Annotated in this window: 16 protein-coding genes and 3 tRNA genes; 10 read left to right on the forward strand and 9 right to left on the reverse strand. The window is 61.7% G+C overall.

What is annotated here, in order from left to right:
- Positions 1 to 20: 20 nt before the first annotated feature.
- The 3 genes from KVY02_RS12295 to KVY02_RS12305 all read right to left on the reverse strand — a co-directional run bounded on the left by KVY02_RS12295 (position 21) and on the right by KVY02_RS12305 (position 306).
- A tRNA-Glu gene (locus KVY02_RS12295) sits at positions 21 to 96 on the reverse strand.
- Between the two features lie 34 nt (positions 97 to 130).
- Positions 131 to 205 (reverse strand) — tRNA-Gly (locus KVY02_RS12300).
- A 25-nt stretch (positions 206 to 230) separates the two neighbouring features.
- Positions 231 to 306: transfer RNA gene (locus KVY02_RS12305), tRNA-Glu, on the reverse strand.
- Between the two features lie 307 nt (positions 307 to 613).
- On the opposite strand from KVY02_RS12305, the gene KVY02_RS12310 reads away from it, so the two are divergent.
- From KVY02_RS12310 to htpX, 8 genes are all read left to right on the forward strand, one after another.
- Positions 614 to 1,717 (forward strand): TRAP transporter substrate-binding protein, encoded by a 1,104-nt coding sequence (locus KVY02_RS12310; protein ID WP_218313594.1) that lies wholly within the window; start codon positions 614 to 616, stop codon positions 1,715 to 1,717.
- Between the two features lies 1 nt (position 1,718).
- On the forward strand, positions 1,719 to 2,228 hold the full coding sequence (locus KVY02_RS12315) for a TRAP transporter small permease subunit (protein WP_081195619.1): 510 nt from the start codon (positions 1,719 to 1,721) through the stop codon (positions 2,226 to 2,228).
- 3 nt (positions 2,229 to 2,231) lie between these two features.
- Positions 2,232 to 3,557 carry a TRAP transporter large permease subunit gene (locus KVY02_RS12320; protein WP_218313595.1) on the forward strand — a complete coding sequence of 442 codons (1,326 nt, stop codon included), beginning with the start codon at positions 2,232 to 2,234 and terminating at the stop codon, positions 3,555 to 3,557.
- Positions 3,558 to 3,597: 40 nt separating this feature from the next.
- A complete protein-coding gene (locus tag KVY02_RS12325) occupies positions 3,598 to 5,184 on the forward strand; it encodes a gamma-glutamyltransferase family protein (RefSeq protein ID WP_081195617.1) in 1,587 nt (528 codons plus the stop codon).
- 149 nt (positions 5,185 to 5,333) lie between these two features.
- Entirely contained in the window at positions 5,334 to 5,732 is a 399-nt protein-coding gene (msrB, locus tag KVY02_RS12330) for a peptide-methionine (R)-S-oxide reductase MsrB (protein WP_016914471.1), read from the forward strand.
- A 94-nt stretch (positions 5,733 to 5,826) separates the two neighbouring features.
- On the forward strand, positions 5,827 to 6,786 hold the full coding sequence (gene ylqF / locus KVY02_RS12335; protein WP_218313596.1) for a ribosome biogenesis GTPase YlqF: 960 nt from the start codon (positions 5,827 to 5,829) through the stop codon (positions 6,784 to 6,786).
- A gap of 55 nt (positions 6,787 to 6,841) precedes the next feature.
- Positions 6,842 to 8,089 carry a pyridoxal phosphate-dependent aminotransferase gene (locus tag KVY02_RS12340; protein ID WP_016914473.1) on the forward strand — a complete coding sequence of 416 codons (1,248 nt, stop codon included), beginning with the start codon at positions 6,842 to 6,844 and terminating at the stop codon, positions 8,087 to 8,089.
- Positions 8,090 to 8,215: 126 nt separating this feature from the next.
- Entirely contained in the window at positions 8,216 to 9,121 is a 906-nt protein-coding gene (gene htpX, locus KVY02_RS12345) for a protease HtpX (protein ID WP_016914474.1), read from the forward strand.
- Between the two features lie 77 nt (positions 9,122 to 9,198).
- Here the strand turns inward: htpX and pdxB are convergent, their stop codons facing one another.
- The gene (pdxB, locus tag KVY02_RS12350) at positions 9,199 to 10,344 is read right to left on the reverse strand and encodes a 4-phosphoerythronate dehydrogenase PdxB (RefSeq protein ID WP_218313597.1); all 1,146 of its coding nucleotides are present in this window, start codon (positions 10,342 to 10,344) and stop codon (positions 9,199 to 9,201) included.
- Positions 10,345 to 10,428: 84 nt separating this feature from the next.
- Between pdxB and KVY02_RS12355 the strand changes: the two genes are divergently transcribed.
- Positions 10,429 to 10,710: a hypothetical protein gene (locus KVY02_RS12355; RefSeq protein ID WP_039176935.1), complete on the forward strand. Its 282-nt coding sequence runs from the start codon at positions 10,429 to 10,431 to the stop codon at positions 10,708 to 10,710.
- A 6-nt stretch (positions 10,711 to 10,716) separates the two neighbouring features.
- Here the strand turns inward: KVY02_RS12355 and KVY02_RS12360 are convergent, their stop codons facing one another.
- Positions 10,717 to 11,052, reverse strand: coding sequence for a glutaredoxin family protein (locus KVY02_RS12360; RefSeq protein WP_218313598.1), 336 nt, complete (start codon positions 11,050 to 11,052; stop codon positions 10,717 to 10,719).
- Positions 11,045 to 13,255, reverse strand: a complete 2,211-nt coding sequence (rlmKL, locus tag KVY02_RS12365) for a bifunctional 23S rRNA (guanine(2069)-N(7))-methyltransferase RlmK/23S rRNA (guanine(2445)-N(2))-methyltransferase RlmL (protein ID WP_218313599.1) — start codon at positions 13,253 to 13,255, stop codon at positions 11,045 to 11,047. The genes KVY02_RS12360 and rlmKL overlap by 8 nt, the downstream gene beginning before the upstream one ends.
- A gap of 410 nt (positions 13,256 to 13,665) precedes the next feature.
- Between rlmKL and rmf the strand changes: the two genes are divergently transcribed.
- The gene (rmf, locus tag KVY02_RS12370; protein WP_016914479.1) at positions 13,666 to 13,875 is read left to right on the forward strand and encodes a ribosome modulation factor; all 210 of its coding nucleotides are present in this window, start codon (positions 13,666 to 13,668) and stop codon (positions 13,873 to 13,875) included.
- Between the two features lie 106 nt (positions 13,876 to 13,981).
- On the opposite strand, the gene KVY02_RS12375 is transcribed toward rmf, so the two are convergent.
- The 3 genes from KVY02_RS12375 to trmA form a co-directional block, all read right to left on the reverse strand.
- Positions 13,982 to 15,007: a quinone-dependent dihydroorotate dehydrogenase gene (locus tag KVY02_RS12375; protein ID WP_218313600.1), complete on the reverse strand. Its 1,026-nt coding sequence runs from the start codon at positions 15,005 to 15,007 to the stop codon at positions 13,982 to 13,984.
- Between the two features lie 134 nt (positions 15,008 to 15,141).
- Positions 15,142 to 19,965 (reverse strand): NAD-glutamate dehydrogenase, encoded by a 4,824-nt coding sequence (locus tag KVY02_RS12380; RefSeq protein ID WP_218313601.1) that lies wholly within the window; start codon positions 19,963 to 19,965, stop codon positions 15,142 to 15,144.
- A gap of 187 nt (positions 19,966 to 20,152) precedes the next feature.
- On the reverse strand, positions 20,153 to 21,262 hold the full coding sequence (gene trmA / locus KVY02_RS12385; protein ID WP_218313602.1) for a tRNA (uridine(54)-C5)-methyltransferase TrmA: 1,110 nt from the start codon (positions 21,260 to 21,262) through the stop codon (positions 20,153 to 20,155).
- Positions 21,263 to 21,273 lie beyond the last annotated feature (11 nt).

The raw sequence follows: 21,273 nt of genomic DNA on the forward strand, positions 1-21,273 counted from the left end.
ATGTCGCTAAAAAACCGGATTGGCGTCCCATAGGGGGTTCGAACCCCTGTTCCCGCCGTGAAAGGGCGGTGTCCTGGACCACTAGACGAATGGGACGCATAAACACGCATGATTTATCACATACGTATTATGGAGCGGGAAAGGAGATTCGAACTCCCGACCCTCGCCTTGGCAAGGCGATGCTCTACCACTGAGCTATTCCCGCAACTCCGATAACCTGAACGATACGATGGCGTCCCATAGGGGGTTCGAACCCCTGTTCCCGCCGTGAAAGGGCGGTGTCCTGGACCACTAGACGAATGGGACGTTTCATTGCCTCGTCGAGGTGGCGCGTATATTAATCAGAGCACCTCTTACTGTCAAGCCCTCTGATATCGAAACGTTTTGTGTCTGCGCAACGAGAGTGCCTGACGGCGATAACCTGCGCGATTATGGTGCACGACATTAGCGCATCCTCACCATACTCCCCCACGGAAGATCCGACAAAGCCCCAAAAATCTTTTATTTAAAATAAAATCGATTTTTTGGCATATCCCTTGCTTTGTACACAGCGTCCCTCGGCGATTGGTGCTCCCCTACCACTGCCGTCTTTCCTTACTGCATGAGGTGCTGTATGTCCTTTACCCGTCGCAAGTTTCTTACCAGCGCTGCTCTGACATCCACTGCGGGGCTGGTGCTGGGCGCCCCTTCCCTGGCCAAGGCGCAGTCGAGCGAACAGTTCAACTGGCGAATGACCAATGCCTACAGCCCCGGCTCCCCGTTCTATGTAGAAGGGCCCGGCAGCCCGCGGGACGTGATTGCCAAGATCAACGCCATGTCGGGCGGACGGCTCAATATTCAGCACTTTGCAGCAGGAGAACTGATCCCGGCTTTCGAAGGCTTCGAGGCCGTGCAGAGCGGCACTATCGAAATGAACGCCGCCAACAGCTACTTCTGGTCGGGCACCACGTTCGCCGCTCAATACTTCACCACCGTGCCCTTCGGTATGAGCTTCATGGGCCATATGGCCTGGCTGTATCACGGCGGTGGCCTGGAGCTATGGGAAGAGGTGTATGAGCCTTACGGCATGATCGCCCTGCCGCTGAACAATACAGGCGTGCAGATGACCGGCTGGTTCCGTGAGCCCATCGAGGACATCGGCCAGTTGAATGGGCTACGCATGCGTATTCCGGGCCTGGCCGGGAAAGTCTATGCCGCGCTGGGGGTCGATGCCCGGGTACTGCCCGGCGGTGAAATCTTCCCGGCGCTGGAGCGTGGCGTCATCGATGCGGCGGAGTTCGTCGGCCCTTACCAGGATCGCCGCATGGGGCTTCACAATGCCGCCAAGTTTTATCACACCACCGGCTGGCACGAGCCTGCCACCACCGGTGAGCTACTGATTTCCAAACAGCATTGGGATGCCCTTCCCGACGATCTCAAGATGATCGTGAAAAGTGCCTGCATGGCAGCGTGCCTGGAAAGCGTCACCTGGTCGGAGGCCGTCAACGGCGAGGCCATGGCCGACCTGGTGGACAACCACGGCGTTACTGCCAGCCCCCTGCCTACTCCTGTGGTCGAAGCGCTGCGTGAAGCGACGATGGATACCCTGTCCACCGAAGCCAACGCCGACCCGCTTGTGCGCAAGGTCCACGATAGCTACATGGCCTTCAAGGCCAACCATGACCGCTGGGCAGGTCCCAGCGAACGCGCCTGGTTAACCGACATCATCGGGGTGTGATATGCAAGCCGTGGAACGTCTTGTCCACGGAATCGAGGCGGTGGTCCGGCTGTTTGGCTTGATCGCTGCCTGGATTTGCGTGGTGCTGGTTGCTCTGGTCGCGGGCGATGTGGTCATGCGCTACCTGTTCAGCATTGGTGCCGTCTGGCTTCAGGAGCTGCAGTGGCACTTGATCTCCCCCATCGCCCTATTCGGCATGTCGTATCTGCTGCTGATGGGCGAACAGGTGCGGGTGGATGTGTTTTACGAGCGTTTTCCCGCCATCGTTCGGCGCATCATCGAAGTGATCGGCGGTCTGCTGCTATTGGTCATGGGGCTCTATATCGCCTGGCTGACCCTGCCCTGGGTAGAGCAGTCGTATGTGCGTAACGAGGCCTCCCCTAACCCGGGTGGCCTGCCCTTCCGCTGGTTGCTGAAATCGTTCATCCCTCTGGGGTTTCTTCTATTGGCACTGCAAGGCCTGGCTCACGCGCTGCGCCAAGGGCTGGCCCTTCCAAGCCGAGGTGAATAACGCATGTCTCCTAATGAGTGGCTAGCGATCGGTATGATCGTGGCCTTTTTCGTACTGCTGCTGATCGGCATTCCAGTGGCCATCAGTATCGCCGTCACGGCCTTCGTGTTTGGCTACCTGGGGTTTGGCCCCATGCTGTTCAACCTGCTGCCCTCGCGCATCTACGGCGTGGTCACCAACTATACCTTCATGGCCATCCCCCTTTTCGTATTCATGGGGGTGATGCTGGAGAAGTCGAAGCTGGCCGAAGAACTGATCGACGTGGTCGGTCACCTGTTCGGGGGACTCTCCGGCGGCATGGGGGTGGCCATCATCTTCGTGGGCGTACTGCTGGGCGCTGCCACGGGTATCGTCGGGGCGACCATCGTCACGCTGGGCCTGTTGACGCTGCCCACCCTGCTGCGCCGTGGCTACCCTAAAACCCTGGCCACCGGCATGATTTGTGCGTCGGGCACGCTGGGGCAAATCATCCCCCCTAGCCTGGTACTGATTCTGCTGGCGGAGATCCTCGGTGAATCCGTGGGCACCATGTTCGCAGCGGCCATGGTGCCGGGGCTGGCCCTGGCCGGGATCTATATTCTGGCGATTCTGATGCTGGCCAAACTCTACCCCGGCATGATGCCGCCCATTCCCGCCGAAGAGCGTGCGCTGCTCAGCAAAAAGCAGCTATTGTTCAAGGTGGCCACTGTAGTGGGGCCGCCGGTGGGGCTGGTGTTTGCCGTGCTGGGTTCGATCATCGGCGGGATTGCCGCCCCCACCGAAGCCGCTGCCATGGGGGCGCTCGGCGCGCTGGTCTTCGTCGCGTGCTCTGGGCGGCTCACGGTGGCCCTGCTGAGCGAGGTCGCCAAGGCCACGCTGATCATTTCTGCCATGGTCTTCTTCATTCTGATCAGCGCTCAGGTCTTTGGCCTGGCCTTCCGTGGGCTGGGTGGAGAGCATCTCGTGGGCCGCATGTTCGACTGGGTCCCCGGGGGCGAGCTCGGCGCGCTGCTGTTCATGCTGCTGCTGATGTTCGTGCTGGGCTTCTTCCTGGAATGGATAGAAATTACCTATATTGCCCTGCCGCTGTTTTTGCCCTTCTTCGTACAAATGGGCATCGATATGGTATGGCTGGGCATTCTGGTGGGTCTGGTGTTGCAAACCTCGTTTCTCACGCCACCGTTTGGCTGGTCGCTGTTCTTCCTCAAGGGCGTGGCCCCCAAGGAGGTCACCACTATCGATATTTACAAAGGCGCGCTGCCCTTCATTGGCCTGCAATTCCTGGCCGTGGCGCTGGTCTTTATCTTCCCAGCCATTGCCACCTGGCTACCCGACGCCATTGGCTGGTAGCCCTTGATAACAGTAGCCCTTAATAACAAAGGATAACGTCATGCTTCATACACAACGTAGTTACGGCGGCAGCTGTGTTGCCCCCCACCACCTGGCTGCCAGTGCCGGTCGCGATGTGCTCAAACAAGGCGGCAATGCGGTAGAAGCCATGGTGGCCGCCGCAGCGGCCATCGCCGTGGTCTACCCGCACATGAACGCGCTGGGTGGCGACGGTTTCTGGCTGATTCACGAACCAGGCAAGCCGCCCATTGCCATCGATGCCTGCGGGCCAGCCGCCGCGCTGGCCAGCGCCGATTTTTACGCTGGCGAATCACACATCCCGGAACGCGGCCCCCAGGCAGCCCTGACCATGGCGGGCACCATCGGCGGTTGGCAGGAAGCGCTCAACGTGGCCGCCCAGTGGGGCTCGGCGCTGCCGCTGACGACCCTGCTGGCCGATGCCATTCGCCATGCCGACGAAGGGGTGGCGGTTTCCCAAAGCCAGGAGGCGCTGACCGCCAAGCACCTTGCCCGGCTCGGCCAAAGCCCCGGCTTCAACGAAGCCTTCCTGCTCGATGGCAAGGTCCCCCGGGAAGGCGAGCGGCTGCGCCAGCCGCGCCTGGCCCGTACCCTCGAACGCCTGGCCAGTGCAGGGCTGGATGACTTCTACCGTGGCGAACTGGCCGCCAGCATGGCCCAGGACCTGGCCGCGCTGGGCAGCCCGCTGCGGCTGGAGGATTTCCACGCCTATCGCGCCCAGCAGGTCACGCCGCTGCATGTACAGGTGCAGGACGCGACACTCTACAACCTGCCCGCCCCGACACAGGGCATGGCCTCGCTGATGATTCTGGGCATCTACGAACGCCTCAAGGCTGCCGAGCCCAACGGCTTCGAGCATCTGCACGGCTTGATCGAGGCCACCAAACGCACCTTCATGCTGCGCGATAGCCACGTCACCGACCCCCAGCGGGTGCCTGCCCCCCTGCAGTCGCTGCTAAGCGCCGAACGCCTGGCCGAAGAAGCCGCCGCCATTGACCCGGCCAGCGCCCTGCCCTGGCCCCATGAGCCCGCGCCGGGCGACACCATCTGGATGGGCACCGTGGATAGCCAGGGCCGCTCGGTGAGCTTCATTCAGAGCATCTACTGGGAGTTCGGCAGTGGCGTCGTGCTGCCGGAAAGCGGCGTGCTCTGGCAAAACCGAGGCATCAGTTTTTCACTCGACCCCAATCATCTGCGCGGCCTGGCCCCGGGGCGCAAGCCGTTTCACACCCTCAATCCGGCGCTGGCCCTGTTCGAAGACGGGCGCACCATGGTGTACGGCACCATGGGCGGCGAAGGCCAGCCACAAACCCAGGCCGCGGTGTTCTCCCGCTACGCGCTACATGGCATGCCACTGCAGCAGGCGGTCACCGCGCCACGCTGGCTATTGGGGCGCACCTGGGGCGAGACCAGCACCAACTTGAAGCTGGAAGCGCGTTTTGACGATGCCTTGGTGACCGCCCTCGCCACGGCGGGCCACGATGTAGAAGTACTGCCCGAGGCCTTCAGCGACACCATGGGCCATGCCGGTGGCATCGTACGCCACCCGGATGGCCTGATCGAAAGCGCCCATGACCCCCGCAGCAACGGCGGCGCCGCCAGCGTTTAGGCCCGGTACTGGCGCTATCGCCCACTTTCGCACATGCTGAACCTGAGCAGGGCTGCCATTGTCACTGGTATAGCGTCAGGCATAACGGTGGTATCCTGCCTGCCCCATAAGCCTCTGCTTATCAGCAACCGGAGGGAGAGGAGAGCCCCATGGCGAAAATAGCGAAATCCCCTGAAGAGTGGCGCCAGCAGTTGACCCCGGAGCAGTACCGCGTCGCCCGGGAGAAGGGTACCGAGCGTCCGTTTACCGGTGACTATCAAGTGAGCGATGCCCAGGGCATCTACCACTGCGTCTGCTGTCATGCGCCGCTGTTCGAGAACGAACACAAGTTCGATGCAGGCTGTGGCTGGCCAAGCTTCGACCGGCCACTGGGCATCCGCTGCGTGGAAGAGCATCGCGATACTTCCCACGGCATGATTCGCACCGAAGTAGTGTGTTCCCACTGCGATGCCCACCTGGGACACGTGTTTCCCGACGGCCCCCCGCAAACGACGGGCCTGCGCTACTGCATCAACTCGGTCTCTTTGGAGTTTCACCCCGACGAATAATTGATCCCAAACGAAGCGCAGCAAGGCGGGCACCATCTGTTAGAATGGCGGCCCGCTTTTTTATGCCGAATGTTAGTGCTTGCAGGAGATCCCCATGCTCGGCTGGTTCCCAGGACACATGAACAAGGCCCGCCGCCAGATCAAGGACGCGCTGCCGGAAATCGATGTCGTGATCGAAGTGCTCGATGCGCGGCTCCCCTATTCCAGCGCCAACCCGATGCTGGCCGAGCTGACCCGCCACAAGCCGGTCCTCAAGATTCTGTCGCGTGCCGACCTGGCCGACCCTGCGCGTACCGACGAGTGGGTCGCGTTTTTCGATGCCCAAGCCGACACACGGGCGCTGGCCATCACCACCACCAACACCCGGGAACTGAAGCGCATTCCCCGGCTTTGCCATGAGCTGGCCGGTGCGGTGCGTGCCGACCGTGATGTTCGTGTGATGGTCATGGGGATTCCCAACGTCGGCAAGTCGACGCTGATCAACGGCCTGGCAGGACGCAAGATCGCCAAGACCGGTAACGAGCCCGCCGTGACCAAGCGCCAGCAAAAGGTACGCATCGATGGCCGCGTGGCACTGATCGATACGCCTGGTGTGCTGTGGCCCAAAATCGAGGATCAGGCCAGTGCCTACCGGCTGGCGGCCAGCGGTGCCATTCGCGACACGGCCATCGAGTATACCGATGTGGCCATGGTGGCCTGTGCCGAACTCGCCAAACGCTACCCCGACGCGCTGACGGCCCGCTACAAGCTCAAGGCGCTGCCCCGCTATGAAGCCCCTGCCACCCCTCAGGCAGAGGTCGATGCCGATGACCCCCAGAAGCCCGACTTTATGGCCATTGCCGGGTTCGATGGCCACGCCATCCTCACCGAAATTGCCAGCAAGCGCGGTGGTTTGCGCCCTGGCGGCGCCGTGGACCTGCACCGGGGCGCCGAAGTGCTGCTGCATGAACTGCGCGACGGCAAGGTGGGCAGGCTGACGCTGGAAACCCCCGAGGACATTCCACCGCCCGTGGAGCAAATCGACCAAGACAGCTCGCCATCAAGCAACGCATAATGGGCGAATAATCAGTCACTCCCACGGCAATGGACACTTTTGGATAACGCACCCCATGGACACCGCGCAGCCTAACGAATCACACACGCTCAAGAAGTCCCATAAACTGCACAATGTCTGCTATGACATTCGCGGCCCGGTTCTCGACCATGCCAAGCGCCTGGAAGAGGAAGGCCAGCGGATTCTCAAGCTCAACATTGGCAATCCGGCCCCCTTTGGTTTCGAGGCACCGGAAGAGATTCTCCAGGACGTCATGCGCAACCTGCCCACCGCCCAGGGCTACTGTGATTCGAAAGGGCTCTACTCTGCGCGCAAGGCCATCATGCAGGAGTGCCAGCGCAAGCAGATCCCCGGCGTCGGTATCGAAGATATCTATATCGGCAACGGCGTGTCCGAGCTGATCGTCATGGCCATGCAGGCGCTGCTCAACGATGGCGATGAAGTACTGATCCCGGCACCGGACTACCCGCTCTGGACCGCTGCTGCCCACCTGTCGGGCGGCCACGGCGTTCACTATCTGTGCGACGAGCAGGCCGACTGGGCGCCGGACATGGCCGACATTCGTGCCAAGGTCACCAGCCGTACCCGGGCCATCGTCATCATCAACCCCAACAACCCCACCGGGGCAGTGTACTCTCCGGAAGTGGTGCGGGAAGTCCTCGAGATCGCCAAACAGCACAATCTGGTGGTATTCTCCGACGAGATCTACGACAAGATTCTCTACGACAGGGTCGAGCACACCGCCACGGGGGCGCTGGCCGACGACGATCAACTGGTCATCACCATGAACGGGCTTTCCAAGAGCTACCGCTGCGCTGGTTTTCGCTCCGGCTGGATGACCATTTCCGGCACGCTGGCCAAACAGCGGGCCAAGGATTTCATTCAGGGCCTGACCATGCTGGCCTCCATGCGGCTGTGCGCCAACGTACCTGCCCAGCACGCCATTCAAACGGCGCTGGGCGGCTACCAGTCCATCAATGACCTGATCCTGCCTGGCGGGCGCCTGCTGGCGCAGCGGGACATCACCATCGAGAAGCTCAACGCCATTCCCGGTGTCTCCTGCGTAACACCCAAAGGGGCGCTCTACGCGTTTCCGCGCTTGGACCCCAAGGTCTTCAATATCAAGAATGACCAGCAGCTGGTGCTGGACCTGTTATTGCAAGAAAAGATCCTGCTGGTGCAAGGCACGGCCTTCAACTGGCCAGACCCGGACCACGTGCGCATCGTGACGCTGCCCTGGGCCGACCAGCTGGGCGACGCGCTGGATCGCTTTGCCAATTTCCTGTCACGCTATCGGCAGTAGTTATTTCAGTCTTCATGTCCGTCGCTACAGCATTAAAAACAGCTACTTGAAACTGTAGCGACGGGCACGCATCTAAGCCATATTCCAGCAAGACCCCGCTATAAACCTGAAGGGAGAAACCCACCCATGATGCGAATTATGCTGTTTCTGGCGACCAACCTCGCCGTCGTACTGGTGGCCAGCTTTACGCTGCGCCTGTTCGGCGTCGAGGGCTATCTGCGCAGCCAGGGAATCAACTTCACTGGCCTACTGCTGTTCTGCTTCATCGTCGGCATGGCGGGCTCGATCATCTCGCTGTTCATGTCCAAATGGCTGGCCAAGCGCTCCACGGGCACGGTGATCATCGAAACGCCCTCCAACGCCACCGAAAAGTGGCTGGTGGACACCGTGGCCGAGCTTTCCCGTGAAGCCGGGATCAAGACCCCCGAAGTGGGCATTTTCCCGGCCCAGCAGTCCAATGCATTTGCTACCGGCTGGAACAAGAACGACTCGCTGGTAGCCGTCTCGGCGGGCCTGCTCAACCGCATGCGCCCCGAAGAGGTCCGCGCGGTACTGGCCCACGAGATTGGCCACGTGGCCAACGGCGACATGGTCACCCTGGCACTGATCCAGGGCGTGGTGAACACCTTCGTGATGTTCTTTGCCCGTGCCGTCGCCCACTTGATCGACACCTTCCTGAAAAGCCGCAGCGACGGTGAAGGCGGCCTGGGCTTCATGGGGTATTTTGCGGTGGTCATGATTGCCGAGATCGTGTTTGGCATCCTTGCGTCGGCCATCGTGGCGTGGTTCTCGCGCTACCGCGAATACCGCGCCGACGAAGCGGGTGCACGCCTGGCGGGCACCGGCGCCATGGTCAACGCCTTGGCGCGCCTGAAGGCCGAAACCGAAATGCCCGACCAGATGCCCGACCAGATGCGCGCCATGGCCATCACCAAAGGCCAGACCCGCTCGCTGATGGAGCGCATGTTCGCCAGCCACCCACCGCTGGACGACCGCATTCGCGCCCTGAAAGAAGCCGCCTACCGTCAGTGATGCTAACCGTCACTTAACGGCAGTCGCTACCATAAGGCCCGCATCGCGGGCCTTATGCGTTTTGTATCCAGCTCTTTTCAGCCGAGCTGGACTTGAAAACCGGCAGCTTCCAAAGCCGCACACAGTGGCTGGGCATCTTCTTTCAACAGCACACTCAGCGTGGCAAACTCGCGACGCAGCGGGTAATGGGCACGGCAGTGATCGAACCCCTTGGCAACCCCTTGCTGCATCACGTTACGCTGCAGCGTGTCGTGGTCACGGCGCACGTCATACACCGCTCGGATACATAGCCGCAGTGCCTCTTCAACGGGCAGTGCCTGTGAGAGGGTCAGCGAGGCCAGCACCGGGGGCGGGCACAAGTCACTGAATGCCAGGCCGGAGGGGCGGCCTTCATGTGCCGCCAGCGCCTGCTGAATCATCCAGGTGCCGCGCAGCTTGCCGTCCAGGCTGTGGCCGGCAATGTGCGGGGTTGCCAAGGCCACCAGATCCCTCAGGCCGGCATCGATGCCAGGCTCCTCCTCCCACACATCGAGAATGGCAGAGATGTCGCCCTTGCCTGCCAGGCGGCTGCGCAGTGCCAGCCCATCGATGCAGTCCCCGCGCCCGGCGTTGAGCAGTACCGTTTGCGGGGCCAGTTCCTGGAGCCGCTCGGCGTTCAACAAATGGTACGTTGCGTGGGGGCCGTGCTTGACCAGCGGCGTATGTAGGCAAATGACATCGCATTGCTCGATCAGGGTATCCAGGTCTACGAAGCCCTCAGGCCCTTCCTGCTCGGCGCGGGGCGGGTCACATACCAGCACTTCCATGCCCAGTGCACTCAGCCGCGTCAGCAAGCGGCTGCCGACGCTACCGGCCCCGACGACTCCCACACGGCGCGACAGCAGCGGCCACCCTTCCCGCTCGCTCACGGTCAACAGGCTGCTGAGCACATAGTCCACCACGGCGTCGGCATTGCAGCCAGGCGCACTGGCAAACCCGATGCCCTGGGCTGAGAGGTAGTTCAAGTCGATATGATCGGTGCCGATGGTGCAGGTGCCGACGAAGGCAACACGGCTGTTGGCCAGCAAGGCCTCATCGACCCGGGTGATGGAGCGCACGATGAGCGCGTCGGCATCGGCCACGTCGGCCGCGCGAATCTCGCGCCCGGGCAGGCGGTGCAAGGTGCCCAGCCCGCCAAAGCACGCGTCGGCGGCGGGGATGTTGGCATCGATGACAAGTTTCATAGGCGTTTTGATTTCCGGGCTTTACAATACGCCCGCAATGGCTTGCTGTGCAGGCGTGAACATGATGGCGTTAAGGAGATGGGTGTGATCGTACGCTGGGAAACCGACCATGACTATGTGTTGGTGCACATTCACCAGGATATGTTCGGCGACTGGATTTTCAGCCGCGCCTGGGGGCAGATCGGCACCCAGTTTGGCGGGCTGAAACATCAGTTGGCCGACACCCTGGCGCAGGCACAGATGTGGCTGGAGGACGAGTCCACCATCCAGACCTCGCGAGGCTTTCGCAAGGTACTGGAAGCCGCCGACCACACCCCCGAAGGCCAGGAGGCCATGCGCCAGCTGTCGCTGCTGGATGTGCTGTAGGCACGCCTACCCCAGAAATCGACGCCCATTACGCTGGTGCGCCCCCACCGGGGGCGTCGGGGCTGGCGGGTTGGTCAGGGCCGCCAGCGCCGCTTCGTCCAGCCAGCCTCGTTGCTCCAGCCATTGGCTCAGCCGCGCCAGGTCGAAGCCACGGTCCAGCTCTTCCCCCTGCTCATCCAGCAACACCGGTATACGCACGCCGAAGCGCTCGACCAGCGCGTCGTCTTCGCTGATTTCGATGCGCCGCAAGTCCACTGGCTGGTTGGCCAGGGTGGTCACCAGCGCTTCGAGTTGAGCGCACAGGTGGCAGCCCAGAGTGGTGTAGATGGAGAGTTTAATCATCGGCTCGGCTCTTGATCAAAAAGACGTGATGCAGGTTGGTGCGGCGCTGGAAATCCGGGTCGAAGGTGCGCGCGGTGATCTCCTCCACTGCGTAGCGCTGCACCAGCGCGTCGTCCAGCTTGAAACGCCGCTGGTTATTCGAGAACACCAGCACGCCACCCGGCGCCAGGCGCGCCATGGCCAGCTCGACCAGCCTTGGGTGGTCCCGCTGGATATCCAGCGTATCGCGCATCTTCTTGGAGTTCGAGAACGTCGGCGGGTCCATGAAGATCAGGTCGAAATCGGCATTGGCCGTTTCCAGCCAGCGGAAGCAGTCGTCCCTGACCACCCGGTGCCGTCGGTGATCCAGCTGGTTCAGGCTGAAGTTGTCTCTGGCCCACTCTAGGTAGGTGTTGGACATGTCGACGCTGACGCTGTCACTGGCCCCGCCTAGCGCGGCCTGCACGGTGGCCGTGGCGGTGTAGCAGAACAGGTTCAGGAAGCGCTTGCCGCTGGCCATGTCGCCCAGCATACGCCGCACGGGGCGGTGGTCGAGAAACAGCCCGGTGTCCAGGTAGTCGCGCAGGTTGACCCACAGCCGCGCACTCCCCTCACGCACTTCGAAACGCTCGCCGCTGGCATCGCGCTTCTGGTACTGGGCGGCGCCGGTTTGCCGCTCACGGCGCTTCACGTAAATCCTGGCGGGGTCCACGTTCAGCGCCTCAGGCAGCACTTCCAGCGCGTCGAACAGCCGCTTTTGTGCCTGAGCAGGGTTCACGGAGCCCGGCGCGGCATACTCCTGCACGTGAACGCGGTCGCCATAGCGGTCGATGGCCAGCGCATACTCCGGCATATCGGCATCGTAGAGGCGATAGCAGGTTTCACCGCTCTGCTTGAGCCACTTTTTCAGGCGCTTCTGGTTCTTTGCCAAGCGGTTGGCAAACATCTGGGCATTTTCCGACACCGCTGGCTTGGCAGGCCGTTCCGGCGCCGGGGCCTCTGCCGTGGCGGAATCGGTGGGCGCGGCGGGCTGCCTGGCTGCGCCGATCTGCATCATCAGCAGCTTGGCATCCAGCGCACCATTCTTCAGCGCATACTGCTTATGGGCGCGCAGCCCCAAGCGATGCCCCAGGTCCGGATTGCCGGTGAACAGCGCCAGCATCCAGCCGGGGAACAACGCCTTGGCCTTTTCCCCCAGTTGGGCATAGAGCCTGACCAGTTCCGGCAATTCGCCCAAACGCTCGCCGTAGGGCGGGTTGGTGATCAACAGGCCCTGCTCGGCGGTGAGGTCGGCGGGGCGAGTGAGCTGGGCCAGGCTTTGGCCATGCAGGCTGATCAGCGCAGGAATGCCCGCACGCATGGCGTTCGACTTGGCGGCACTCAGCGCTGCAGGGCTTTGGTCGAAGCCGATCAGTGGGTTCCTGCAGCGCTTGCGGCCAATCGACGCCCGCGCTTCGGCTTCGCGCTTGAGCTCACTCCAGAGCGCAGGCTCATGCCCCGCCCAGCCATGAAAGCCGAAACGCTCACGGTTGAGGTTGGGGGCCTGGTCGGCGGCCATCAATGCGGCCTCGATCAGCAGGGTGCCAGCCCCGCACAAAGGGTCCAGCAAAGGCTCGCCAGCTCTGGCGCGCTCGGGCCAGCCTGCACGTACCAGCAAGGCAGCGGCCAGGTTCTCCTTGAGCGGCGCATGCCCGACGTCACGCCGGTAGCCGCGCCGGTGAAGGCTCTCACCGGAGAGGTCGATACCCAGGCTCAGGTTGGCGCGATGCAGGTGCGCATAAAGGCGCAGGTCTGGCGTTTTGGTATCCACATTGGGGCGCTCCTGCCCCGAGAGCTGTAGCGAGTCCACCACCCCGTCCTTGACGGTTTGCGCGCCAAACCGGGTGTGGCGAATGTGCTCACTGCGGCCATGAAAATCCACCGCCAGGGTGCGTCCTGGTGCCAGATGCTGACGCCAGGCAATGCGTGCTACCACATCGCGCACCTGCTCGGCGGTCTCGATCATGTTTTCCCGGGCCAGCAGCAGAATGACGCGGTTGGCTAGTCGCGACCACAGGCAGACCCGATAGGCGGTGGCCTGGTCGGCAGTGAAATAGACACCAGCCACGGTGGTTTTACCAGGCTCGGCGCCCAGCGCTTGCAGCTCGTCTGCCAGCAGGCCTTCGATGCCTTTGGGGCAGGTGGCCAGCAGATTCAAAGAGGGTGTTTGGCTCAGCTCGGTCATGTTCTTCGCCGCGCGTCACCGCGCGATATTCCTGTATATGTCAAATGAGTTTACGTCTTATGACAATTTGATGGTCGACAAGTGACCCCATGATGGTCTATCAATAAGAGGGTAGCTACTAAAAACGCATGCGTTGCTTGTCTGGGTCATTACTGTGCACTTCCGCAAGGAGACTCCTGTAACGACCCACGGCTTGTCGAGTCAGCGGCTTTACCTGTTCAGCACGTGAGTGCTAGACACCAAGGTACTGGCGAAGACTCACTCTTGGACTTGAAGTCACCTCTCGAAGCAGAGTTGGCAGCAATGGTCGGCGTCGTGATGACGCTTGAAAGGAGCTCGGTAAACAATGAGCTGCCCAATTGCTGGCTGTTTGCTTCTTATCAAAGGTTTTCGTGAAAAGAGGTTAGCCAATGAAACGACAAAAACGTGATCGCTTCCAGCGGGCTTATGTTCACGGCTACAAAGCGGGTGTTACGGGTCGCTCCCGTGATGATTGCCCCAGTCAAGATGTCAATTTACGCGAATACTGGATGAGCGGTTGGCGTGAAGGTCGCGGAGACCAATGGGATGGCATGGTCGGCGTTTCCGGCATCCATAAAAACCCCATGGTCATGACCTGATTTATTTACCTTTTACACGGACATTTGGAGTACGGAGCCCGCTAGCCAGCGGGCTTTTTATTGCCTACCCCTTTTATTGCCCACCTCTCCCCCAGCGCTTACCCTCTCAGTGGTCAGAAGCCTGCTTCTTGAGCGCCTCGGCACACTGTTTCACCAGCGTCGGCCCCTGATAAATCAAGCCTGAATAGAGCTGCACCAGGTCGGCACCTGCCTCGATTTTCGCTTGCGCTGCCGCCGCGCTGTCGATGCCGCCCACGCCAATGATCGGCAGGTCAGGCAATTCGGCACGCAGCAGCCGGATGACCGTATTGGAAGCCTCGAACACCGGTCGGCCCGATAACCCACCGGCTTCCTGCGCCTGGGGGTCCTGCTGAACGGCCTCACGAGACACCGTGGTATTGGTGGCGATCACGCCATCCAGCCCATTGCGAGAAATACTGCCCGCCACCAGCGCCACTTCCTCAGCGTTCATGTCGGGGGCGATCTTCACCAGCAGCGGCACCTTGCGGCCCAGCGCGTTGTCCAGCGCCTGGCTGCGGGCACGAATCGGCCCCAGCAGGGCATCCAACTGCTCGCCAAACTGCAGCGTGCGCAGCCCCGGCGTGTTGGGCGACGAAATATTCACCGCGATATAATCGGCCACCCCATGCACGGCGTCGAGACACAACAGGTAGTCATCCAGCGCCTGCTCCACCGAGGTGGTCAGGTTCTTACCGATGTTAATGCCTACGATACCGCCGTAGTGGCGCTTCTTGACCTGTGCCACTAGGTGCTCGACGCCCTTGTTGTTGAAACCGAAGCGGTTGATGATGGCCCCGTGTTCGGCCAGGCGAAACAGACGCGGCCTGGGGTTGCCCGGCTGCGCTTTCGGCGTGACGGTGCCCACTTCCACGAAACCAAAACCCAGCTCACCCAGGGCATCCAGGTGATCGGCATTCTTGTCCAGCCCAGCTGCCAGACCGACGCGGTTGGCAAAGCTCAGCCCCATCAGCTCGACCGGGTCGCTGACCGGCTCGCCATACAGCCGCTTCACGCCACCGACTCGGTGCAGCGTATCCAGCGCGCCAAGCGCCAGACCGTGGGACGTTTCCGCATCCAGGCGGAACATGAGCGAGCGGGCAAGGGTATACATCAGCGAGACACTCCTGGGCGATGGGCTGTGGGCGAGGCGGCCGCAGTATAACGCACTTGGCCCAGCGAGGCAGAATGAAAAGGCCGCGCCCTGGTGAACCAGGGCGCGGCCTTGAGTGGGCCTGTCGTCAGGCGTCAGGCTTCGCTATCGCTCTCGGCCAGGTCCACCAGCTCACGGACGGCGACCGCAAACAGGGCAAAACCGCCTTCACTGCCGCTACGCACCTCTTCGATCAAGCGGCACCAGCGACGGTGCAGCTCGGCGTGTTGCTCCAGCCACTGAGCCACGCGCTCCTGGGTGTCGCGGCTGCCCGCTTCCAGCTTCAATACGCTGGTGGTCAGGGCCAGCTGTTGGCGATCGATATCGTCACGGAAGGTTTCGCGGGCCTGTGCCTGCCAGGCATCGCGCACTTCCAGACGAGTCACCTGCTGGATCATCCACGGTAGCTCCAAGCGGCTGCCAATCTCGTGGAAGACTTCCGCCACCCGCTGGGGCTTCTCGTTGGTCAAGCGGGCCGCCTGAATGATCCCCAGGCTGGCGTACAGGCGCGGTGCCGCAGCCACCGTAGCGGCCAGCGACGCCGGTACCCCGGCTTGCTCCAGCTCTTCACAGCGCGCTTGCCACTCCTGCTGCTCTTCACCGCTGAGCAGCTCACCGATGCTCTCCTGCAGCTGCGCCAGACGCGGTCCGAAGTACTCGATGGTGTCCTGAGTCGACAGCCCCAGGTGCTGACGCAGGAACCAGCGGGTGGCACGGCGCACCAGACGCATCAGGTCCAGCATCATGGAGTACTGCACCCGGCTGGAGACCTGATTGTCCAGCGCTTCGATTTGCGCCCACAGGTCCGCCAGGTTGAAGGCATCGCGGGCGACCACGTAGGCCCGGGCAATATCGGCCCGGCCGGCGCCGGTGGAGTCCATCAAGCGGCGCACGAAGACGATGCCCATGTGGTCGACCAGGTCGTTGGCGACCTGAGTGGCCACGATCTCACGCTTCAGGCGGTGCTCGTACATCTCGCCCTGGTAGCGCTCGGTGAGCACCGCCGGGAAGAGCCGCTCGAGATGGCGATGGATGTAGGGGTCGTCGGGCACCTCGGAATTGATCAAATCCCCCTTCAAGGTGCTCTTGGCGTAGGAGATCAGCACCGAGAGTTCCGGCAAACGCATGCCCTGGTCGCTGCTGGCACGCTCCTTGAGCACCTCGTCGGTGGGCAGGAACTCCAGCTCGCGGTCGATCTGACCAGCGGCTTCCAGTTCGCTGATGAAGCGGCGGTACGGCCCCATCCCCTGATGGGAAAGAATTTCCGACAGGTCCAGCGCCTGGGTCTGGCGATAGTTGTCCAGAAGGACCAGGTTGGCCACTTCGTCGGTCATGTCGGCCAGCAGCTGGTTGCGCTGCTTGTCGGTCATGTCGCCACGCTTGACCACTTCGTCGATCAATATCTTGATATTGACCTCATGGTCGGAGCAGTTGACGCCCCCGGCATTGTCGATGAAGTCGGTGTAAACCCGCACGCCGTTGGCGGCTGCTTCCATCCGGCCACGCTGGGTGAGACCCAGGTTACCGCCTTCTCCCACGACTCGGCAGTTCAGCTCCTTGCCGTTGATACGCAGCGCATCGTTGGCCTTGTCGCCCACGTCGGCATCGGTTTCATCGGCGCTTTTCACGTAGGTGCCGATACCGCCGTTCCAGATCAGGTCGACCTGGGCCTTGAGCATGGCGCGAATCAGATCATTGGGCGACAGACGCGCCTCGGTGATTCCGAACACCTGCTGCATTTCCGGGCTGATGGCGATGGATTTGGCACTGCGGCTGAACACCCCGCCCCCTTGAGAGATCAGCTCGGCGCTGTAATCTTCCCAGCTGGAGCGCGGCAGGTCGAACAGCCGTTGACGCTCGGCAAACGCCGCTGCCGCATCAGGGTTGGGGTCGACGAAGATATGCAGGTGGTTGAACGCCCCCACCAGTTGGATCTTGTCCGACAGCAGCATGCCGTTGCCGAACACGTCCCCCGCCATGTCACCGATGCCCACCACGGTAAACAGGTCCTGCTGGGTGTTCACGCCCAGGTTGCGGAAGTGGCGCTTGACCGACTCCCAGGCGCCCCGTGCGGTGATCGCCATTTTCTTGTGGTCGTAGCCGTTGGCGCCGCCCGAGGCGAACGCATCCCCCAGCCAGTGGCCATACTCGACGGAAATGGCGTTGGCGATATCCGAGAACGTTGCGGTGCCCTTGTCGGCAGCCACCACCAGGTAGGTGTCGTCGTCATCGTGGCGCACCACGCTCTTCGGCGGCACGACCTCTCCTGCGACCAGATTATCGGTGACGTCCAGCAGCGCCCGAATGAAGATCTGGTAGCAGGCAATGCCCTCTTTCTGCTGGGTTTCACGGTCGGCATTTTCAGGCATGCGCTTGCACACGAACCCGCCCTTGGCGCCTACCGGCACGATGACCGCGTTCTTCACCTGCTGCGCCTTGACCAGCCCCAGCACTTCGGTACGGAAATCTTCCAGGCGATCCGACCAGCGCAGGCCACCGCGCGCCACCTTGCCACCCCGCAGGTGCACGCCTTCGACACGGGGCGAGCAGACGAAAATCTCGTAGGCCGGACGCGGCTTGGGCATGCCGGTCACTTTCGACGGTTCCAGCTTGTAGGCAATGTAATCCTTGAAGCGGCCATCGTCGGTCTTCTGGTAATAGTTGGTGCGCAGCGTGGCCTGGATCAGCTCCATGAAACGGCGCAGCAGCTGGTCGTCATTGAGGCTGGCAACGCCTTCCAGGTGCTCGTTCAGGCGCGCCAGGCAGTCGTCGGTCTGGCCAGGCTGCTGCTGGGCCGGATCGAAGCGCAGGCGGAACAGCTCCACCAGCGTCTGGGTGATCACCGGGTAGTTGGCCAGCGTGGCGGCAATGTAATCCTGGGACATGCCAAAGCGAATCTGCTTCAGATAACGCGCGTAACCGCGCAGCATGGCCACTTCCCGCCAGTCCAGACCGGCCCCGACGATCAGGCGATTGAAGGCATCGTTATCGGCTTCGCCGGCCCAGATACGCTTGAACGCTTCGCTGAACGTGTCGCGCATATCGCCCAGATTGGCGCCCTGGCTGTGCTCCAGCTCGAAGTCGTGTATCCAGTAGCGCTGCTGAGGCGCATTGATATCGTAGGGGCGCTCGCCGATCACGCGCAGGCCGAGATTCTCCATCATCGGCAGCACGTCCGAGAGCGGGATCTGCGATTCGCGATGGAACAGCTTCAGGTTCATGCCGCCTGCCTGCTCTTCCAGCGGACGATACAGGGAGAGCGACAGCGTGTCGCCATTGTCCAGATTCAACAGGTGCTGAATGTCGAATACCGCCGTGCGGGCGTTGAAGTCTTCGCGGTAGCTGGCCGAAAAGGCATCGTGGAAATTATCCAGCAGGTGGTTGGCGCGCTCTTCTCCAAACCCTTCGATCATGGCCGCGTGCAGGTCGTCGCGCCAGCTGCGCGACAGCCGTGCCACTTTACCCTCCAGACGCTTCAGGTCGTACTGGCTGGGCGTGTCGCCATTGAAGCGCAGGATCAGCTGAATACGCGCCAGCACCGACTCAGAGAGGTAGGTGTTGAAATCGCCAAAGTGCGCATCCAGCTCGTCGCACAGCATGTTCTGAATACGCTGGCGCAGGTCGGTCGAGAACACGTCGCGGGGAACGAAGACCAGGCAGGAGTAGAACTTGCCGCTGACATCGGTGCGGATAAACAAGCGTACCTGACGGCGCTCACGGATGTTCAAGATGCCCAGTGAGGTAGTGGCCAGCTCGTCGGTGCCGATCTGGAACAGATCATCCCGCGGGTACACTTCCAGCACCTGCAGCAGCTGCTTGCCATTGTGGCCCTGAGGGTTGAACCCGGCGATGTCGGTCACGGCTTTCAGCTTGCGACGCAGCAGCGGAATGTTGCGCGGCGACTCGTTATAGACGGTCGCGGTGAACAGGCCAAAGAAACGACGCTCGCCGATCACGTTGCCATCATCATCGTAGCGGTCCACGGTGATGTAGTCGGGATACGTAGGACGATGCACGCGAGAGTGATGGGCGCTCTTGGCAAACGAGAGCAGCTGCGGCACCAGCACGTAGTCATTGTGCTCATCCACCCCCTCTTCGGTGCGGATGCGCTCCCGGTAGCGGGGCTGGTCCAGGCGGAACACGCCCAACACGCTGTTGGGATCACGCTGCAGCTCGCTGCCTTCCAGCAGGTACTCGTCATACCCCAGGAACGTGAAGTTGTCCTTCAGCAACCACTCGAGAAATGCAATCGCTTCTTCGTGGTCGTCAGGGTCGATCTGTGGTGGGCAGTTCTTTTCCAGCTCCTGGATGGCGGAGGTGATCTGCCCGCACATGGCGTCGTAATCACCCACTGCCGTGCGCACGTCGCGCAGCACTTCGTGCAGATTGCGCTCGATATTGGCGAGGAGTTCAGGATCGGTATGGCGATCCACCTCGATGACGATCAAGGATTCGCGGGGCTCGGGGGCATGCTCATCCTTGGGCGAGGTCAGCGCCTTGAGCTGGTGCTGGCCATCGCGGGCCACCGCAAACACTGCGTTCTGAATGGCATGTACGGTCAATCCACGCCGGTTGAGCTCGATACGTACCGAGTCGACCAGAAACGGCATGTCTTCATGCAGCACGGCCACGAAGGTGTGGTTGGACTGCCAGCCGTGCTCTTCGAAATCGGGGTTGAAGATACGCACTTTAGGGTGTTGACGGTCATGATGCTGGAGAAACTGCCAGATCGAGAGCGTGGCCCCATAGAGGTCGTCAAGACGACGGTCGATCAGGTCCTCGACCGGCACCGTCGCGTAGAAATGGCGCGCAAAGGCTTCGACATCCGCCGCTCGCGCTGGCTCCAGTCGCGCATCCAGGCGCTCTTGTAGCTGCTTCAAAAGATCCCGCCGACTCTCTTCAATCGCAACGTAATGCATCCATCACCTCGACTGCCTGGGGCCACAACCTGGGCCAAAAAAACGAAGGACAATAGGCCTTTAGGCCACGCTACCGGATAGCTTACGCTACCCTCGTCCAGCACCCTAACCATCTGGCATGTTATTCATGGTGTATGCCGCTTGTGCATCATAAGCACTATTGACAAGCGGCCCATGACACTTGCGTTCAAGCGCTACGCCGTGTCAACAGCACCCCGCACTCACAGTGATGGGTAAACGGAAACTGGTCGAACAAGGCAAAACGCTCGATCTGATGGGTTTTGGTGAGCTGCGCCAAATTGTCGGCAAGCGTGACCGGGTTGCATGAAATATAGACGATTTGCGCGTACTCGCTGAGCTGTTCGCAGCTCTGCTCGTCCAGCCCGGCTCTGGGCGGGTCGACCAGCACGGTGGAGAAACGGTAATCGTCCAGCCCCATCTCCGCCACTCGCCGCCCGGCTTTTTCGCCTTTCAGCGCCAGCGCAAACTCCTCCGCCGACATGCGCGCCACGTGCGCGTTGTTGATCCCGTTGGCTTCAAGGTTGACATTGGCGCTGGCCACCGAGGTGCGCGAGATTTCCGTGGCCAGCACGCGCCGGAAATTCTCCGCCAGCGCAATGGTGAAGTTGCCGTTTCCGCAATAAAGCTCGACCAGGTCTTCCTGCTGACGTCCGGCCGTCACTTCACGGGCCCAGCTCAACATCGTTTGGCAGATATGCGCATTGGGCTGGGTAAAACTGTTTTCGACCTGCTGATAGTGCAGCGTACGGCCGTCCACCTCCAGGCGCTCCCAGACGTGGTCACGGCTGAGCACCAGGCGCTGTTTGCGCGAACGGCCAATGATCATGATGCCCAGCTCGGCTTCCAGAGCGCGCGCCTGCTCTTCCCAGGCGTCGTCCAGCGGACGATGGTAAATCAGCGTGACCAGCGCTTCTCCCGACAGCGTGGTCAGAAACTCCACCTGAAACAGCCGGCGGCGCAGCACATCGCTGGCCAGAAAGGCATCCCGCAACTGCGGCATCAGCTCGTTGATGCGTTCGCTGGCCACGGCAAACTGGTCCAGACGAATGACCCGCTTCTGTTTGGGGTTGTCAGAGTCGACCTCGAACATGGCATAGAACAGATCATCGTCTTCATGCCAGATACGAAACTCGCAGCGCTGCCGATAATGGCTGGCGGGCGAGGGATACACTTCGAGCCCAGGCGGCGCAAAGTCCGCGAACATCTGTTCCACGTAGGCTTGTTTGTCAGCCAGCTGTTCGGCGTAGCGTGCCGGATCGACGGTAGGGATGGCCAAGGTGGCTCCTA

Origin of the sequence: Halomonas sp. 18071143, assembly GCF_019211725.1 — a bacterium.
Classification (GTDB): Bacteria; Pseudomonadota; Gammaproteobacteria; order Pseudomonadales; family Halomonadaceae; genus Vreelandella; species Vreelandella stevensii.

Excerpts from the sequence above, each read along its gene's own strand:
- KVY02_RS12310 (WP_218313594.1), top strand. The coding sequence starts at position 614 with ATGTCCTTTACCCGTCGCAAGTTTCTTACCAGCGCTGCTCTGACATCC.
- KVY02_RS12315 (WP_081195619.1), top strand. The coding sequence starts at position 1,719 with ATGCAAGCCGTGGAACGTCTTGTCCACGGAATCGAGGCGGTGGTCCGG.
- KVY02_RS12320 (WP_218313595.1), top strand. The coding sequence starts at position 2,232 with ATGTCTCCTAATGAGTGGCTAGCGATCGGTATGATCGTGGCCTTTTTC.
- KVY02_RS12325 (WP_081195617.1), top strand. The coding sequence starts at position 3,598 with ATGCTTCATACACAACGTAGTTACGGCGGCAGCTGTGTTGCCCCCCAC.
- msrB (WP_016914471.1), top strand. The coding sequence starts at position 5,334 with ATGGCGAAAATAGCGAAATCCCCTGAAGAGTGGCGCCAGCAGTTGACC.
- ylqF (WP_218313596.1), top strand. The coding sequence starts at position 5,827 with ATGCTCGGCTGGTTCCCAGGACACATGAACAAGGCCCGCCGCCAGATC.
- KVY02_RS12340 (WP_016914473.1), top strand. The coding sequence starts at position 6,842 with ATGGACACCGCGCAGCCTAACGAATCACACACGCTCAAGAAGTCCCAT.
- htpX (WP_016914474.1), top strand. The coding sequence starts at position 8,216 with ATGATGCGAATTATGCTGTTTCTGGCGACCAACCTCGCCGTCGTACTG.
- pdxB (WP_218313597.1), bottom strand. The coding sequence starts at position 10,344 with ATGAAACTTGTCATCGATGCCAACATCCCCGCCGCCGACGCGTGCTTT.
- KVY02_RS12360 (WP_218313598.1), bottom strand. The coding sequence starts at position 11,052 with ATGATTAAACTCTCCATCTACACCACTCTGGGCTGCCACCTGTGCGCT.
- rlmKL (WP_218313599.1), bottom strand. The coding sequence starts at position 13,255 with ATGACCGAGCTGAGCCAAACACCCTCTTTGAATCTGCTGGCCACCTGC.
- rmf (WP_016914479.1), top strand. The coding sequence starts at position 13,666 with ATGAAACGACAAAAACGTGATCGCTTCCAGCGGGCTTATGTTCACGGC.
- KVY02_RS12375 (WP_218313600.1), bottom strand. The coding sequence starts at position 15,007 with ATGTATACCCTTGCCCGCTCGCTCATGTTCCGCCTGGATGCGGAAACG.
- KVY02_RS12380 (WP_218313601.1), bottom strand. The coding sequence starts at position 19,965 with ATGCATTACGTTGCGATTGAAGAGAGTCGGCGGGATCTTTTGAAGCAG.